Annotated in this window: 11 protein-coding genes; 4 read left to right on the top strand and 7 right to left on the bottom strand. The window is 52.9% G+C overall.

The features are described from left to right. The first annotated feature begins 43 nt into the window (after nt 1–43). A complete protein-coding gene (locus E1N14_RS10765; protein WP_062793678.1) occupies nt 44–2,746 on the top strand; it encodes a bifunctional acetate--CoA ligase family protein/GNAT family N-acetyltransferase in 2,703 nt (900 codons plus the stop codon). 87 nt (nt 2,747–2,833) lie between these two features. Here the strand turns inward: E1N14_RS10765 and E1N14_RS10760 are convergent, their stop codons facing one another. From E1N14_RS10760 to E1N14_RS10750, 3 genes are all read right to left on the bottom strand, one after another. Continuing rightward, nucleotides 2,834–4,459, bottom strand: coding sequence for a phosphoethanolamine transferase (locus E1N14_RS10760; RefSeq protein ID WP_025009722.1), 1,626 nt, complete (start codon nt 4,457–4,459; stop codon nt 2,834–2,836). 410 nt (nt 4,460–4,869) lie between these two features. Beyond that, entirely contained in the window at nt 4,870–5,307 is a 438-nt protein-coding gene (locus E1N14_RS10755) for a MarR family winged helix-turn-helix transcriptional regulator (RefSeq protein WP_025009721.1), read from the bottom strand. Between the two features lie 13 nt (nt 5,308–5,320). Then, the gene (locus tag E1N14_RS10750; RefSeq protein ID WP_025009720.1) at nt 5,321–6,481 is read right to left on the bottom strand and encodes a cation diffusion facilitator family transporter; all 1,161 of its coding nucleotides are present in this window, start codon (nt 6,479–6,481) and stop codon (nt 5,321–5,323) included. A 257-nt stretch (nt 6,482–6,738) separates the two neighbouring features. On the opposite strand from E1N14_RS10750, the gene E1N14_RS10745 reads away from it, so the two are divergent. From E1N14_RS10745 to E1N14_RS10735, 3 genes are all read left to right on the top strand, one after another. Next, nucleotides 6,739–8,802, top strand: coding sequence for a PhoX family protein (locus tag E1N14_RS10745; protein ID WP_062793679.1), 2,064 nt, complete (start codon nt 6,739–6,741; stop codon nt 8,800–8,802). Nucleotides 8,803–9,094: 292 nt separating this feature from the next. After that, nucleotides 9,095–9,640: a serine protease inhibitor ecotin gene (gene eco / locus E1N14_RS10740; RefSeq protein ID WP_044734463.1), complete on the top strand. Its 546-nt coding sequence runs from the start codon at nt 9,095–9,097 to the stop codon at nt 9,638–9,640. A 136-nt stretch (nt 9,641–9,776) separates the two neighbouring features. Then, the gene (locus E1N14_RS10735) at nt 9,777–10,472 is read left to right on the top strand and encodes a tRNA/rRNA methyltransferase (protein WP_062793680.1); all 696 of its coding nucleotides are present in this window, start codon (nt 9,777–9,779) and stop codon (nt 10,470–10,472) included. Nucleotides 10,473–10,491: 19 nt separating this feature from the next. Here E1N14_RS10735 and E1N14_RS10730 read toward each other — a convergent pair whose 3' ends face one another. From E1N14_RS10730 to E1N14_RS10715, 4 genes are all read right to left on the bottom strand, one after another. After that, a complete protein-coding gene (locus tag E1N14_RS10730) occupies nt 10,492–11,943 on the bottom strand; it encodes an efflux transporter outer membrane subunit (protein ID WP_025009718.1) in 1,452 nt (483 codons plus the stop codon). Further along, nucleotides 11,943–15,083 (bottom strand): efflux RND transporter permease subunit, encoded by a 3,141-nt coding sequence (locus tag E1N14_RS10725; RefSeq protein WP_062793681.1) that lies wholly within the window; start codon nt 15,081–15,083, stop codon nt 11,943–11,945. The genes E1N14_RS10730 and E1N14_RS10725 overlap by 1 nt, the downstream gene beginning before the upstream one ends. Then, the gene (locus tag E1N14_RS10720) at nt 15,084–16,340 is read right to left on the bottom strand and encodes an efflux RND transporter periplasmic adaptor subunit (RefSeq protein ID WP_370628804.1); all 1,257 of its coding nucleotides are present in this window, start codon (nt 16,338–16,340) and stop codon (nt 15,084–15,086) included. A gap of 135 nt (nt 16,341–16,475) precedes the next feature. Beyond that, nucleotides 16,476–17,252 carry a tRNA-uridine aminocarboxypropyltransferase gene (locus E1N14_RS10715; protein WP_025009716.1) on the bottom strand — a complete coding sequence of 259 codons (777 nt, stop codon included), beginning with the start codon at nt 17,250–17,252 and terminating at the stop codon, nt 16,476–16,478. Nucleotides 17,253–17,781 lie beyond the last annotated feature (529 nt).

Here is a 17,781-nt window from a genome sequence, read left to right as displayed (position 1 = left end):
AATCATGGAGCATAGACAAGGTCCTTTGCCGACAGGGAAATTCATGAGCCAACGTACTCTGCACACGCTGTTCAAACCCGGGTCCATCGCCGTCATTGGCGCGTCCAATCGCGACAAGCGCGCGGGCAATGTGGTAATGAAAAACCTGCTCTCGGGGGGCTTTGCCGGGCCAATTATGCCGGTAACGCCCAAGTATAACGCGGTTATGGGCGTGCTGGCCTATCCCAATATTGAGTCTTTGCCGATCAAACCTGACCTGGCCATCATCTGTACCCGCGCCTCCAGCGTACCGGCGATAGTGGAAACCCTGGCACAATTTGGCTGCAAAGTGGCGATCATCATGGCCTCCGGTATGGCCGATGAATTAAACGAACAAGGCGAAAACCTGCTTGAACTGACTCAAGCCAACGCCAGACGTTACGGCATGCGGATCCTCGGCCCCAACAGTTTGGGGATGATGTTGCCGCCCCAGGGACTCAATGCCAGCCTGGCCCATGCCGGTGCCCTGCCCGGCAAAATCGCCTTTGTATCCCAGTCTGCAGCCATCTGCACCACAGTGCTCGACTGGGCCAACAACAAAGGGATAGGCTTCTCTTCATTTATTTCCCTCGGTGATGCCACAGACATAGACTTCGATGAGCTGCTGGATTTTCTCGGCCGCGATTCCCGCACCAGCGCCATCATGCTTTATATAGATTCGGTCAATGAGAAGCGCCACTTCCTGTCGGCAGCCAGAGCCGCGGCCCGGCATAAACCTATTTTGGTGATCAAATCCGGCCGCAGCGCCGAGGGTGGCAATGCCGCCAAACTGCACACAGGTGGCATTGCCGGTAATGATGCCGTATACGAGGCCGCCTTTCGCCGCGCCGGTATGCTGCGGGTCACCGACTTGGTTGAGCTATTTGCCGCGCTCGAGAGTCTGGCTCACCTCAACCCGCTCAATGGCGAGCGCCTGTGTATTTTATCAAATGGCGGCGGTCCCGCCGTGCTGGCGGTGGATGAATTGGTACTCAAGGGTGGCAAGCTGGCACAGTTGTCCGACACCACTGTGGAGAAACTCTCGCAGTTGTTGCCCTCTACCTGGTCCGGGCAAAACCCGGTGGACATCATAGGTGATGCCGGCGCCGAGCGTTACAGCCAGGCGCTGTCGGTATTAATGGACAGTGATGAGCTGGACGCCATCCTGGTATTGCACTCCCCTTCTGCCCTTGGCGAAAGCGTCACCATAGCCGATGCCTTGATTGACACCGTCAAACAGCACCCGAAACGTAACCGGGTGAGCATCTTAACCAATTGGAGCGGTGAAGATGCCGCTTACCGGGCTCGAAAGCACTTTTCCAAGGCGGGGATCCCAACTTACCGCACACCCGAGGGCGCCGTGCGCGCCTTTATGCATATGGTGGAGTATCGCCGTAACCAAAAACTGCTGCAGGAAGTGCCGCAATCTATACCTGACACTATCCCAACAGACAGCACTACCGCCAGAAGTCTGTTGCAGCAAGCCATAGCCAAGGGCAAACGGGTACTGGAAACCCATGATGCCCGCAACATACTCAACGCCTATGGCTTGGATACCATAGATACCTGGTTTGCCAGGGATGCGGCCGAAGCCGTGGCCATTGCCGAGAAGGCCGGTTATCCCGTGGCATTGAAAGTGCAATCACCGGATATTTTGCATAAATCGGACGTTCACGGGGTAATGCTGAATCTCACATCGGCTTCCGAGGTCAATCAGGCCGCGGCGGCCATAGTCGAACGGGTGCACGCCTCCAACCCTGCAGCCTCGGTGGAAGGCATGATAGTGCAAAAGATGGCGCTGACCGCCGGCGCACAGGAGCTCAGAGTCGCGGTAATCAACGACCCAGTGTTCGGCCCAGCCATCATGCTAGGTGAAGGCGGCTCCGAGTGGGAACCCACCCGGGATGCGGCCGTCGCCTTGCCGCCACTGAATATGGCACTGGCACGTTATATGGTGATCCAGGCGCTCAAGACTCAAAAGATCCGCGATCGTCACTTGCCCCAAGGCTTGGATATGCGAGCCTTGTGCCTGATGTTGACCCAGATTTCGCAGCTCATTATCGATTGCCCCGAAATCGAGAGCCTGGATCTTAATCCTGTATTGGCGGCGGGCGAGAAAATTACCCTCTTGGATGTCAATCTGCGCCTTAACCCGGAAGTTACGGATAACGCCGGGCGACTGGCGATTCAACCCTACCCCAAAGAGCTGGAAGAGAAAGCCAAACTGCGTAACGGCCTTGAGGTGATGTTGCGGCCAATACTGCCGGAAGATGAACCCAAGCATCTGGACTTTGACAACTCGCTGACAGATGAAGACAGATACAAGCGCTATTTCGGGGTGCGCTCGCGTATGACCCACGAAGAAATGGCGGTACTGACCCAAATAGATTACGCCCGTGAGATGGCGTTTATCGCCACCATAAGAGATGAAAACGGCGAAGAGGAAACCTTGGGTGCCGTGCGAGCCTCTATCGATCCTGATAACACAGAAGCGGAATTTGCCATGGCGGTTCGCAGTTCCCATCAGGGGATCGGTATTGGCAAGTTGCTGCTGGATAAGCTTATCAACTACTACCGCACCACAGGCACTCAGGTGTTAACCGGTTTCACCATGTTCGAGAACCGCAATATGGCCAGTCTCGCCAAGAGTCTTGGCTTTACTGTCACCTTTGATATGGAAGAACACCTGATCAAGATGCACATGGAACTTGCGGGCAAGGACACATAACCCTTCTATATTGAAGGTGAACAACCACACCTCAAAACCAAGAACCCGGCCAATGCCGGGTTCTTTTGATAATTGGAGCAGACTCGCTCAACGGCGACAAAGGGCAATCAAGTCCAACTCAGGCTGGTAAACCTTGCTGCTGACATCGAAGAGCCCCAACAGCGTATCGAACAGGTTGTCGTGGGAAACACTCTTGGCGGCGGCTTCCTTTGCCAGGCAGTCATCATTCAGCCCAAGTTGCTGCTTGAATTGCTTGGAAAACCAAGCCATCCAAGGCACCCTGGTTTGTTCACTCGGCGCTATGGCATAGGGTGATCCATGCAGATACATGCCCTTTTCGCCCAGGGATTCACCGTGATCAGACAGATACATCATTGCCGTATCATAATCGCCACTGCGTCCCTTTAGCTGCTCGACCACCTGAGAGACGATATAGTCGGTATACAGAATCGTGTTGTCATAGGTATTGGTGAGCTGCTCGCGGCTGCAGTTTTGAATGTCACTGCGCTGGCAATCCGGGGTAAAACGGCGATATTGTTCCGGATAGCGCAGATAATAGGTAGGTCCGTGACTGCCGATGATATGCAACACTATCAGCCGATCCTGGCCATTGTTCGGCTGCAACAAGGCTTGTTTGAGTTCATCAAGCAGCACCTGATCCTGACAAAACTGGCCATCGCACAGCTTGGGGTCGGCGTTCAGTGCTATCAGCTTGTTTTCCACCCTGTCACACACTCCTTTACAACCGCTGTCGTTATCAAACCACTGCACTTTCACACCGGCATGATTGAGCACATCCACAGCGGTATCCTGAGCCTTGGCGGCGCGGGAGTCATAATCTTCCCGGCTCATTCGGGAAAACATACAGGGTAAAGAAACTGCCGTGGCCGTGCCACAAGAGCTGACATCGCTGAAGATCAGCGGTGAAATCGCCTTGGTGTAGACATTGGTTGGCCTGTCATAGCCATAGTATTGGTAATTTTGCGCCCTGGCGGTTTCACCAACCACCAGCACCATCAGTCTGGGTTTAGTTTCACCGGCTGGTTTTACCTGCTTGGCATCTGTACCCAACTTTTGATATTCGAGCGGCTTTTGCAGGTAGTGCTGATTGATGTATTTGGCCGCCGAGCCGACAAAATAGGTGGGCACAATGTAACGTTTGATTTCATCATTATTGCGACCAAAAGCCAGATAATTCTGCATATAGAAAAAGGCTATCACCACTATGATGAGGATGTTCGCTATAATGTACAGCGCCTTGTACGCCAGCTCCTTGCCTATGGGCTTATAGGCGATCTGGATACGATACAAGAGCACTGCCGGCAGCACCCCGGTCAACAGCAGATTTAATATCGATGCCCAGTTCACATAGGTCAAGGCCTCGGCGCTGTTGGTCTGAAAGGTATTCTCTATCATGCCGGTATCGAATACTACGCCATATTTGAACGCGGCAAAAAATACCCCCGATGAACACAGCAATAGCACAATAAAAAAAGGTTTGAGAATATATTTAAAGCTGAACAGGGAAAACAGTATCCCCAAAGCCGAGATCAAGAAGATGGGAATAGTAGCCACAAACAAAGGGTCCACATGCGCTTGGTTCTCGAGCCCCTGTTTGACTATGGTAAAAAAAGGCACATTGAACACGGCCACAAAAAACAGTGCCAGTACAAAGGTCAGGCGATTGACAGAGATGGGATTCAACACACTCATTCCTAAATGACGGTTAAAATTGATGCAAGGCCCAGCAATTTTAACTTATGGTTAACTAAATGTTAATATAACAATTTTATCTTAAGGTTCCCTTATCGGTTCCGACATCGCTCATGGGGCCGAATTAAGCTTTCAGACTCTGTGCCAATGGGAAAGTTCGCGATGCACCATACGCTAAAACTGCGGTATAAAAGGTTAAAAGAGTCGTTTGATAACTCAAGAGCCGCTTTGCATGCAAATGTCCCGCAATTGTAAGTTGGAGACGCATTAAGCATGGCAAACTGAAAGTCGTCAAAATGTCTCTGAGAGTAAATTACGGCAAGTTTTATTGTGCTCTTCCATGTTCCGGAGAAAAAGAAAGCGCCTTTTAAAGGCGCTTTGAGGTTTTATATCAGGGTAAACAGTCGCAATTAGAATTCGCTGTTGAGCCGATTGAAGAACCCAAGCAGTTGCTCCAGCTCAGCGTCACTGAATTTCGCGGTCATCTCACGGGTTAACTGCAGATGCAGGGCATCATGTTCCTTAAACATCTGCTCGCCCTTTTCGGTTAAGGATACCTGGATGGCGCGCCGGTCATTTTCCAAGGGCTGACGTTCGGCCAGGCCCGCCTTAACCAAACGTTCAACCTGCACGGTCAGGGTTCCTGTGGTAATACCGAGCTTTTCCGCCAGTTCCTTCATCTTCATAGGGCCGTGAGCCCCCAGGATCTCCACTGTATGGATCTGCGCCAGTGAAGCGCCTTGGTCTCTGACTACGCTCTGCTCCCATGAGGACAGACGCTCATAAAACTCTATGATGGCGTGGTTGATTGACTGTTGCAGCGAATCCTGCCGCTGTTGCTGTTTCATCTATTTTTGCACCTCAATGATGATGGTGATGATGTCCTGTCTCTGTGTGGCTCGCTTGCTCACATTCTTTGGCTCTCGGCATCGCCGCTTTATCGCAGTCGGCACATTGATTTACTTCAATGGTCAGATGATCTATGCGACTGAAATCCGCCAGCAACTCATGATAATAGTCGGTACTGTGGGGAGCGTGGCTCACCAAAGAGATCATGGCTGCGTGATGATCGGCGCTGACCGGCCACACATGAATATCGGTTACCTTGTGGTCTTTTTCGGCTTCTATCCGTTCCACCAGCTTACGACTGAACTCGGCTTCAACACCTGCGTCAAGCAAAATAGGGCTGGTTTGGCTGATAAGTCCCCAAGCCCAGCGACTGATGATAACAGCTCCGACAATGCCCATCACGGGATCCAGCCAATTCAATCCGAAATATTTACCGGCCAACAGCGCGCCAATTGCCAACAAGGAGGTCAAGGCATCGGCCAATACATGGAAATAGGCTGCGCGCAGATTATGATCTTTGTGTCCGTGGGAATCCCCATGGTTGTGGACATGCTGCTGTGCGTGATCGCTGTGATGGCTGTGATTGTGGCTATCTGCCTGGCTATGTCCATGGTTATGCCTATGACTGTGGCTGTGGCCATGGTTATGCCTATGACTGTGGCTGTGGCCATGGTTATGCCTATGACTGTGGCTGTGGCCATGATCGTGACCGTGATGATCCTTGAGCAGAAATACACTGACGATGTTGACGGTTAAACCTATGATGGCCACCAGAATCGCCTGGTCAAAATGAATATCTTCCGGATACAGGAGTCTGGAGCCGGACTCTATCAGCATCAACAGTGCCACCAAACCGAGTGCAATCGCACTGGTAAAACCACCGAGTACGCTGACCTTGCCGGTACCAAAGGCAAATCTCGGGTTGTTGGCATGTTTCCTGGCGTAAGAGTAAGCAAACAATGTCAGCATAAATGCCGCAGCATGAGTTCCCATATGCCAACCATCGGCCAACAACGCCATGGAGCCGTATATAGTACCGGCAACAATCTCGGCCACCATGGTGACCACAGTCAGCAAGAGCACCCACTTGGTACTCTTCTCTCCCTGCTCATTATGGTGGGTAAAGTTATGCTTATGCTGCCAGCGCGTGGTGGTGTGAAACTCTGAACTCATAGTTAGCCTGCTGTTATATTTTGATATTCAAACTATTTGATTGGCGAAATATCTCTCTTTCCTGACACAATTTCAAGCATTGCGACTGAAAAAAATCACAAGTGTGACCATGGGATTAACAAACTTCATCCTAAAGTCGGGGGATTATGTCTTATTTGTGTCACCTTTCAGTTATCTGGCTGTCACATGGCGTTATTAGTCTTTGCGTCGCATTTGCAATTCCTATAACGAGATAGAAGATCACGGAGTGAAATCTTATGAGCAAGGCAACTTTCGATCCGACGCGTTATAACAAGAGTCAGAACGAACCTTTTGCCCAGGTACTGGATAAGCACCTTTCCCGGCGCAATTTTGTAAAAAGTGGCTTGGGCGTCAGTGCCCTGACTGCATTCGGCGGCTTCGGCCTTGCCGGCTGTGGTTCCGACAACAATAACACCTCTGGCACACCGGATCCTGTGCCCCCTACTCCGGTTCCTCCCAGCCAATCCAGTGTTATACTCGGTTTTGAGTCGGTAGCCGGTTCTCGCCTTGATGCAGTGGTTATCCCTGAAGGTTACCGGGCTCAGGTCCTGGCTCCCTGGGGGACTCCGCTGAACAGTAAAGCGGCCGATTGGAAGGCTGATGGCAGTAATACCGCCCAGGATCAGGCCAACTCTGTGGGTCAAAACCACGACGGCATGCATTTCTTCCCGCTTAATGAAGCCGGAACCGATGGCCTCTTGTGTATCAACCATGAATACATTGAACCAGATGCCCTGCACCCCAACGGCCCGACTATGGATGCCGATACCGGCCTGAGAACCCTAGTCGATGAAGTCCGTAAAGAGATCAATGCTCACGGCATGACTGTGGTACGCATCAAGCTTAACGACGGCAGCTGGGAAGTAGTCAAGGACGACAAACACAATCGCCGCTTCACCGGTGCTTCCACCATGGATCTCAGCGGCCCGGTAGCCTACACAGACAAAGTCGTAACCGCCTTCTCGCCTGATGGCAGCCAGACCCGCGGCACCCTGAACAACTGTGGTAACGGTTATACCCCTTGGGGGACTTACCTCACCTGCGAAGAGAACTGGCCCGGCTACTTCGTCAATAAGGGCGAGATGACTCAAGCCCAAAGCCGTATCGGTGTCAGCAGCAGTTCTACCCGCTATGGCTGGGCCGATCTGGCCGGTCATGCCGAAGAGCGACTGGATGAATTTGCCCGTTTCGATGTCACCCCCAAGGCCAGCGATGCCATGTATGACTATCGCAATGAAGATAACGGCTATGGCTATATCGTCGAAGTCGATCCCTACAATCCCAACTCCCGCGCAGTCAAACGCACAGCCCTGGGGCGTTTCCGTCATGAAGGCTGCGCCTACGGCAAGCTGACCGAAGGCAAACCACTGGTATTCTATTCGGGCCATGACTCGCGCTTCGAATATCTGTACAAGTTTGTTTCGGCGGCGCTTTGGGATCCCAAGGATGCAGACAGCAGCAACCGCCTGGCAACCGGTGCCAAGTACATGGATGAAGGTACCCTGTATGTGGCCAAGTTTAACGAAGGTGGCGTAGGTGAATGGTTGCCGCTGACCATGGATGCCATGACAAAGGACGGCAAGACCCTGGCCGATACATTTGCCAGCCAGGCAGATATCATCATCAATACCGCCGGCGCCGCCGATTTGGTTGGCGCGACACCAATGGACAGACCCGAGTGGTGTGTTGTGGATCCTTTCACCGGCAGTGTCTATCTGACCCTGACCAACAACTCCAAGCGGACTGAAGCCAACGCCGCCAACCCAAGGCTTAAAAACAACTTTGGCCATATCATCCGCTGGGATGAAGGTGCCAGTGATACCGAGTTTAGCTGGGATATCTTCCTGTTCGGTTCTCCGGCCGACGGTGACGACGCCACCAACCTCTCCGGCCTGACTGAACTTAACCAGTTGGCCAGCCCGGACGGCCTGGCGTTCGATGCCCGCGGTATTCTGTGGATCCAGACAGATAATGGCGCCAAAGAGGTGACTGAGCACACCAACGACCAGATGCTGGCAATAGTGCCATCCAAGATGGTCGATGGCGACGGCAAGCCTCTGACAGTTACCGCCGACAATCAAACTGAGCTGAAGCGCTTCTTCGTCGGCCCCAATGGTTGTGAAGTCACAGGCTTTGCTATCTCGCCGGACTACACTTCGGTATTTGCCAATATCCAGCACCCGGGGAATTGGCCGGTATCGGCCAATGCCGCCGAGGAAACACCCATCGGCACCAGCATACGTCCGAGGGCAGCGACCGTGGTACTGCGTAAAGTCGATGGTGGTGAAGTCGGCATTTAAATAAACAGCTGTGTTTAAACGAACAGCCGGTTCACACGAACCGGCCTGAACTGACAACGCCCGCCAGACTGAACCTGGTGGGCGTTTTGCCTCTCGATAACTTGAATTAAGAGCAAGCACATAGCTGGTACTATTTTGATTTGTATAGCAATACAAAATTATTTATGATTTTTTTGAAAATAAATAACCCTTTCTCAGAAGCTGGCCGTTTAACTCTACAGAAGCGCAATCATACACAGCGCCAATCCAATAATTGATTTCAGCCCATAGCGGGCCCATAAGGAGAAAACCTATGCTTAAGTCCGGCAAACTGAAACTGGCACTTATCGCTTCCGCTTTGTTATCTGCCCAGGTTTTGGCAGTCAGCCCGCCGCATCCACAGGGATACAATCAGAACATGATTACTGCAAACCAATTTGATGCCAACAGCTATCAGCCGCAGGATAGCAGCAAGATGTTCCCCGCCCCCAAAGAAGGCATGGTGCAACACATACTGACCCTGCCCCAATTGGAAAACGAAGACGACTACATGGTTGAAATTCAGGTGGGCCAAACCCAGATGGTCGACTGCAACAAGCACGGCCTGATGGGCGAGCTGAAGCAGATGGATCTCAAAGGTTGGGGTTACACCTATTGGGAGTTGGATGAAATTGGCCCGGGACGCTCGACCATGATGGCCTGCTTCGATAAGGCCAAGCATGAAGAGTTTGTTCGCATTCCGGGTGAATACAAGCTGAGATATAACAGCAAGTTGCCTATGGTTATCTATCTGCCTAAAGATGCCGAGCTGCGCTACCGGGTGTGGCGGGCCGAAACAGTGTTCAATTATTCCAAGTAACACAGTGCCTTAAGCCTTCTGGCTGCTCAAATAGAGCTGCAACAAACCTTTTCCCGGCCGGTTGCAGCTTTTTTGCTTTATTCTCGATTGCAGAACCTTATAATCGCTGCAGTTTTCCTTTAGAGCCTTTTTTCGGATGAAACTCAGCTTTGTACTCGTCTCCCCTGCTCGCGCCGCCAATGTTGGCGCCGTAGCCCGCGCAATCAAGACCCAAGGGTTCAGTGAACTCGTTGTGGTGAATTCGCAAGCTCACCGGGAAGAGGAAGCGGCCTGGGTCGCCTGCGGCGCCGAGGACATACTGGCCAACATCCGTGAAGTGGCCAGCCTGGAGGAGCTCAGAGAAGAGTTTGAGCTTATGGTGGCCACCACAGCAAGAGAGCGCGGCAGCCCAAGACACTATTTAAGCCCGGCAGAACTCGGCGAACAACTGAGTCATCAGCAGGAACAGGTGAAGCGCACCGCCATCGTCTTTGGTTGTGAGGCCAGCGGCCTGAGTAACGCCGACTTGGCGATTTGTGACTTGCTCAGCTACGTACCACTGGCCACCGAATACCCTTCCCTCAATCTGGCGCAAGCCGTGATGGTCTATTCCTACGCTCTGGGTCAGGCTTTGGCTTGTGCCGATGGCAGCCTGGGGCTAAAAAGTGCTCAATCGCCGTTGGCGCAACTCAGCGCCCTCAAACAAAAAGCCACCACTCTGCTGGAGCGAGTCGGTTCCGCCGATGATGCCAAGTTAAGCCTGTGGTTGAATGAGAGCCTCTCTCGCCTCAGTGACAGAGACGCCAAAATGGCCCACCAACTGCTGGGCGATATCCTCAAGAAACTCGACTGAGGTTACTGTGTTCCCTGGGTTAACTCTTTGCCGGTGCGCCGCCACGCAGGGCGCGGTATAGGGCTATCATAGCCAGCAACTTATCGCGTTTTGACTCGCTCAACGAAAGCTCGGCGCTGAAGCGTTGGCGCTGGGCATCCATCAAATCAAGTGAAGTAGCAACACCGTTCTTGTATCTGAGCCGCGCCAGGCGCACATACTCAGAGGAAGCATCGAGCAAGCGTTGCTGCTCTATCAGAGCCTGCTGCGTTCTCTGATAATCATTCATCGCATTGCGTACTTCCATATAGGCGTTCAATACCGTGCTGCGATAAGCAAGCATTGCCTGTACCTGCGCCTCGTTGGCTATATCATATTCGGCGCTTATCTTGCCGGCATTGAAAATTGGCGCCGTGATCCCACCGAGCAGCGACCAGGTGAGCCCCTTTGAGCTGAAAAGGTTATCCAGGCTATTGGATTCGCGGCCATATTCGGCGGTAATGGTAAACCCGGGGAAAAAGGCGCTCTTGGCTACCCCAACCCCGGCCGTGGCCGCTACCAGAGCCAGCTCGCTGGCGCGTACATCCGGGCGGCGCGACAGTAGCTGTGAAGGCACCCCAACCGCCAGAGATTCGGGAAATTCACTGCTCACCAGTTTGGGAAGCTCTGGCAAGGGGTGATCGTAAGCCCCCAGTAAGATAAGCAACTGATTACGTTTAGCCTTGCTGTCATATTCGAGCTGAGGCAAGGTCACCATGGCGGTTTGATATTCCACTTCCGCCTGGTGTACATCGAGACCCGAGATCATCCCGTTGGCCCGCCTGAGCTTAGCCAGCTGCAGTTCCTTGGCGCGGATCTGAGCCGTTTCCCGGGAGATCTTAAGTCTTTGCTCTATATCGGTCAGCTCGTAAAAGGCGGTAGCGATATCACTGATAAGGCTGATTTTGGACGCCTCAAGCAGCTCTGCCTGCGACAGAGTATTGGCAATCGCCGCCTCACTGGCCCGGCGATTGGCGCCCCAGATATCCAGCTCCCATGAAGCGACCCCGTTAAGGCCCAAGGCTGTCTTGGCACTGGGATCTTTATTGGTAATGGCGCTGCTGAGCGACCGTTTGGCTTCAAACTCCAGCCCAAGTTCGGGCCACAGGGCCGCATCGACCACCCGCCCTTCGGCTCTGGCGGCTCGCAGCCTGCTCTGCATCATCGCCAGGTCGATATTGTTTCCCAGCGCCTGACGAATAAGCGCCTGCAGTTCGGGATTGAGGAAAAACGTCTGCCATTCATCCTTAACGGCTTCATTGGACTCTACTTGCGGCAGCGTCTTATCAAACTGCGCCGGCATGTTGAGCTCGGGGCGCTGATAATCCGGCCCCAGAGTGCAGCCCCAAAGGCCCGAGGAAAGTATCAAAGCGACTAGCGCCGGTCTAGTGCATTTGCAACTGACAAGGCTCTTGTTCGGATTCTCTTGGCTCATGGCTAATACTCCGGTCATTATAAGCCTTCCTCCGTTGCCGGCTTTTGGCTTGCCGAATCACCCTTAACCTTGGCGCGAACCCAACCGGCTGTGGTCACAAAGAACAGCGGCACCAGTATAATCCCTATGCTGGTCGCCAGCACCATGCCGCCGAGGATAGGAATAGATACCGAGTGGCGACTGACTGAGCCGGGTCCGGCCGATAACACCAGTGGCAAGACACCGAGAATAAAGGCCATGGAGGTCATCAAAATCGGCCTGAAGCGCATCGCGGCGGCTTCCATTGCCGCCTCCAGTCTTGAACGGCCCTCCCGGTGCAGTTGATTGGCGAACTCGACAATCAAAATCGAGTTTTTGGCTGCCATCCCGATGAGGGCGATAAAGGCGACCTGGAAGAAGAGATTACTCTGCATACCACTGAGCAGTGTCGCCAAAGAGGCTCCCAGCATGGCGACCGGAGCAATAAGCAGCACGGCCACAGGAATGGTCCAACTCTCATACAGCGCCGCCAAAAACAGGAATACAAACACCAAAGCCAGTGTAATGGCGATACTGGTCTGGTTGGCCGAGCGTACTTCCTGGAAGGTAAGCCCGGTCCATTCGTACTTGAATTCGGGCGGCAGCATGGGCTTGGCCACTCTGTTGATTGCTTTTATCACATCGCCTGAAGCATACCCGGCTGCCGGAGTGATGTTGATGGAAGCACTGGAGAACAGATTGTAGTGAGTCACAGCCGCCGGCCCCACAGTATATTCATAGTCGGCCAGAACTCCGATAGGCACCATGACACCATTGGATGACCGGACATAATAATCTTTGATCTGCTGGGGGAACTGGCGATAACTGTCCTCGGCCTGAACCCTGACCTTATACACCCGGCCAAACAGATTGAAATCATTGACTACAGAGGAATCGGTAAAGGTCTTGATAGTGCTGTAAAGATCGGCCACATCCACCCCGATAGCCATAGCCTTGGCTTCGTTGACCGAGAGATACATCTGCGGAATGGAACCCTGCAGCGACATGGCCGCTGCCGCGACTTCCGGTTGTTGTTTGAGCTGCTCCACCAATTCGTTGCTGGTTTCCATCAGCCCCTTGAAATTGGTTCCCGAAGTATCCTGCAGCACCATTTCAACCCCGGAGCCGTTCCCCAAACCGGGCACGGCCGATGGCAGGTAGAGGTTGAACTCTGCCTGCAATACCTGGCTGAGTTCATGTTTCAGCTCTTTCATCACTTTCTGCACTGTGGCCTGGCTTTGCTCCCGCTCCGCCCAGGGCTTGAGGACCACTTCAAACTGGCCGTTGGCCTGATTCGAACCCGAGCGGCGGTTTTCACCGGCCAGGGTGAAGGACCAGGCTACCGCAGGATGGGCCAGCACATGGCGCTCGGCAATCTTGAGTACCTTTTGGGTGCGGTTGACCGTCGCTCCGGCCGGCAATGTCATATCAATAAAGAAACGCCCTTGGTCCTCATCCGGCATAAAGCTCGATGGCAAGTGGCTCATAATGTACCAAACCGCCACCACCATGGCGCCAAACACCAGGTAACTGCGCCGCGCATGTTTGTTGGCTACACCTACCAGGGATACGTATTTGTCGGTCAATTTGGAGAGGCGGTTGTTGAGCCAGAAGAAGAAACCGCTCTTGGCCGCATCGCCCGGACGCAACAACAAGGCGCAAAGTGCCGGACTAAGGGTCAATGCCACCACTGTCGAGATCAGCACGGCCACAGCAATGGCGACAGCAAATTCCCGATACATAATACCTGTGATACCGGCAAGGAAGGACACAGGAACAAACACGGCGCACAGCACCAAACTGGTCGCTATCAGGGCTCCGGATAACTCTTTCATGGCGCTGCGGGTTGCCGCCATTGGGCTCATGCCCTTTTCATTGATAAGTCGCTCGACGTTTTCCACCACCACAATGGCATCGTCAACCACAATACCAATGGCCAAAACCAGTGCCAGTAGGCTTACTGTATTGATGGTAAAACCGAAGGCCAGCATGGCGGCCAGCGTCCCTATCAAAGAGACAGGTACCGCAATCGCCGGGATAAGGGTCGCCCGCAGGTTCTGCAAAAACAGGTACACCACCAACACCACCAACACCAAGGCTTCGATCAGGGTCTGCACTACCTCATCGATAGACTCTTCGATAAACACAGAAGCATCGTAAAACACCTGCCAGTCCATACCGCTTGGGAACTTGGTCGCGAGTTCGGCCATGGTTTCCTTGACCTTACGGGTCACCTCAAGGGCATTGGCACCGGGCAGCAAATACACCTGCAAGATGGTGGCGTTTTCCCCATTGAGTTGTGATTGTAAGGTATAAGCCGAAGAACCCAGTTCTACCCTGGCAATGTCACGCAAGCGAATGAGCGAGCCGTCGGGATTGGCGCGAACTATGATTTCCTCAAATTCCCTGACACTGGACAGACGTCCGCTGGCGGTTATCGGCAAGGTCTGGCTCAAGGCGCTAGTGTTGGGTTGGGTACCCACGGTACCAGCCGGAGTTTCCTTGTTTTGTGCCTTGATGGCATCGATAACGTCTGTGGTAGTCAGGCTGTGACCGGCCAAGGCATCCGGGCGCAACCACACCCGCATGGCATAACTGCGAGCGCCTGTGTTACGAACCCGGCCAACGCCGGGGATCCTTCTCAGTGCCGATTCGATATTGATGGAGGCGTAGTTGGAGAGGTAAATCTCATCGAAACGGGGATCTTTGGAGGTCAATGACAGCTTGAGCAGTTCCACCGAGGAATCCTTGGAGACTGACACCCCGGCGGTCTGTACATCGATAGGCAAGCTATCGATGGCCTGCTGAGTGGCATTCTGCACATCCACCGCCGCCAGATCCGGACTGGTGCCCACATCAAAGGTAATGGTGACATTGGTGCTGCCGGAATTGGTGCTCTTGGAGCTCATATAGATCATATTGGGCACACCGTTGACCTGCTGCTCCAGCGGTGTTGCCACAGACTCGGCGGCTGTAGTGGAAGCTGCCCCCGGATAAGAGGCTGAGATACTCACCTGCGGCGGCGTGATATAGGGATATTGATCCACCGGCAGCTGGAACATGGCTATCAAGCCCAGGAGCACGATAACGATACTGATAACAGCCGAGAATACCGGCCGTCCGATAAAGAACTGAGCCATTTACTTACGCTCCTGTTCTTTTGATTGCTGCTCCAGCGCCTCTTTCTTTTCCTGCTCGTCGAGCCGCTTTTGATACTCTTTGGCATCCAGCGGCTCGGCCAGTTGGCCATGACGCACACGGTGCATGCCTTCGACTATCACTCGTTCACCGGCGTTGAGACCGCTTTTGACCACCACGCCTTCCGGGCCCTGGTATTCAATCACGATAAAGCGCCGCTCAACCTTATTGTCCGGCATCACCACCATCACATAGACACCGCCCTGATCCACCTGAGTCGAACGCTGCGGGATCACTATGGCATTGTCTATCTCACTGAGTTTGATCCTGACATTGGTGTATTGACCCGGCAATAACTCCTTGTCCGGATTGGGCAGTACCGCCCTCACCTCAAAGGTACCTGTGCTGGAATTGACCTGGGGATCGGTAAAACTGACGTTACCCAAATAGCGATAATCACTGTTGTCCGGTAAGGTGATACGCACAAAGCCTTCAACCGCCTTGCCTTCAGTTTCCGCTTCCTGCTGTTGGTTGTAACTGGTCATTCGCCGTCTGGCATTGAGGTAATCCAGCGCCGACATATTGAAATTCACATAGATGGGATTCACCTGCTTCACCCGTGTCAGCAGCGATTGCCCCTGACTGCCGACCAAGGCGCCGATATCCACCTCAGAGCGGCTGACCAGACCTGCGATCGGCGCTCTTATTTCGGTATAACTGAGTTCCAGCAGCGCCTCTTCCAGCTCGGCGTGGCCGGCGGCCAGGGCCGACTTGGCCTGCGCCAACGCAGATAGGGCATTATCATAATCCAGCTGACTGGCGGCATCCTGCTCATAGAGGGGTTTCAGACGCTTCACATCCCGCTGCGCCTTTTCCAGTATCGCCTGCTGCGACTCGACGTTGGCCTTGAGTCGATTAACCACAGCGTTATAGGGCTTGTTATCTATCTTATACAAGATATCGCCGGCATTGACCGCGCTGCCCTCGGTAAAGAGCCGCTCCTCGACAAAGCCATCGACGCGGGCCCTGACCTCCACATCCAAAGAAGCCTTGGTGATACCGACATAATTACCATAGACAGGCACCGTCGCCTGTTTGACCTCTTCCACCACCACCAGTTTGGGCGTGATGGCAACGGGTTCGGGGTCACAACCGAGCAATAAAAAGCCACTGACGATAAGCAGTGGCATAGAGAAAAGCGATGCATTTGAACCCTTTCGGGCGAAGACGGTCATTAGCGCAGCAAAGACAGAGGACATAGCAGCTTCCAGCGTTCAATGGGAGATCCTGATTGTTAAACACCCCGACGTTTGGCGACAGGTTGTTCATTTACCAGTGTAAGTCCTTGAAGCTGCGTGTCAATTCCCGACTATTATTAAGGGAAAGCTAATAACTTATTTGAGCCTCAGTGTTTCAACCTGAAAGGCAAACTGCTCTTTAAGTGATTGAATATGCTCGGGCTTATTTTTTATCAAGCGGCTACGTGTTGCCAGACTGCTGCTGATAAAGAGCTTAAACCAAGTATCAAGCGCTTCGGCGCAGTCCTCTTCACCCAGAGACTGCAGCGTTAAAATTGCCACTTCGGCCGTACCCATCTGAAAGTCGCGGCTACCCTTTCTGAGCTGATAGCGAGCCAAGGTTTCGGCGCTGAATGACAACATAGGTAATTGATGCAGGTAAGCACTCTTGCGAAACATCTTCACCGCCTCACGCCAACTGCCATCGAGCAAAATGAACAGCGGTCGCTTGCCTTGCTCCGGATCTCCCTGATTAGCGAGCACTTCGCTCAAAGCCTCAGTCACCACCTCTTGCCCCGGTAAGGCATATTCCCCCGGAAACACCAGATAAGGCTGATAATCCGGGTTTTCCAGCAAGGCTAAGAGTTGAGGGTCCGGCTGAGTTCTCGACCAAAGAAAGGCATGGGTATCCGGAATGAGATCGGCTATCAAACGCCCGCTGTTGCTGGGTTTCAATACCTCGGCATCATACATAAGCAAAGCAAACGCCGCTTCGCAGGGCAGAAGGCGCCTGTGCTCACAGGTACAAAAGCTCTGCTCCAACAGGCAACGGCCACAGCGAACAAGATTCTTGCCCCTTGATGCATAAGGCTTGGTCGACAGCGACTGTCGGTATTCATACAGACGGTGTACCGCGTGAGGTTGAATTGACATGAATTTCCCGAATTACAATGACTTAATAACTCTAGTGTACGACTTTCTTACCGCCAGCCTTGATGCTTTGACTGCCGTACGTAAGAGCCGGCGCAGTTTACTGCTGCATCCATGTGGCAGCAAGTCATTTAACCTCACTCTTGCCAGGATAGCCGGCACTTGGTGCTTGTCCATAAGGCCGAATGAAAGAGCCGATGGAAAATAATCCATCATCAAGATTTGTAAACATATCATTCCAATATAGAGACTCAATACAGCAATGAAAGCCCTCTGTAGTGCTGCCATAGCGCTTCCAAAGGTAAACACCCCCAACTTTTGGGTTATATTCCACCCAAACAATGTAAAGATTAAGGTACACAAACCTATTCTATAGAAAATGTTATCAATAGCTTTAATTTTTTTCTTGTATAACAGCGACTTCTGTCATTGAAATTGCAAAATTGCCGAGTATGATAGCGCCCGTCTCGGGAGCTCCCGAGCAGGAAGGGGCTGATACTTATCTCAAGAGGCACTCGCCTTGTCGGCATCT

Source organism: Shewanella algae (assembly GCF_009183365.2).
Lineage (GTDB): Bacteria > Pseudomonadota > Gammaproteobacteria > Enterobacterales > Shewanellaceae > Shewanella > Shewanella algae.
The sequence above is the reverse complement of the archived record's forward strand: the minus strand, read 5'-3'. Positions and strand labels throughout refer to the sequence as shown.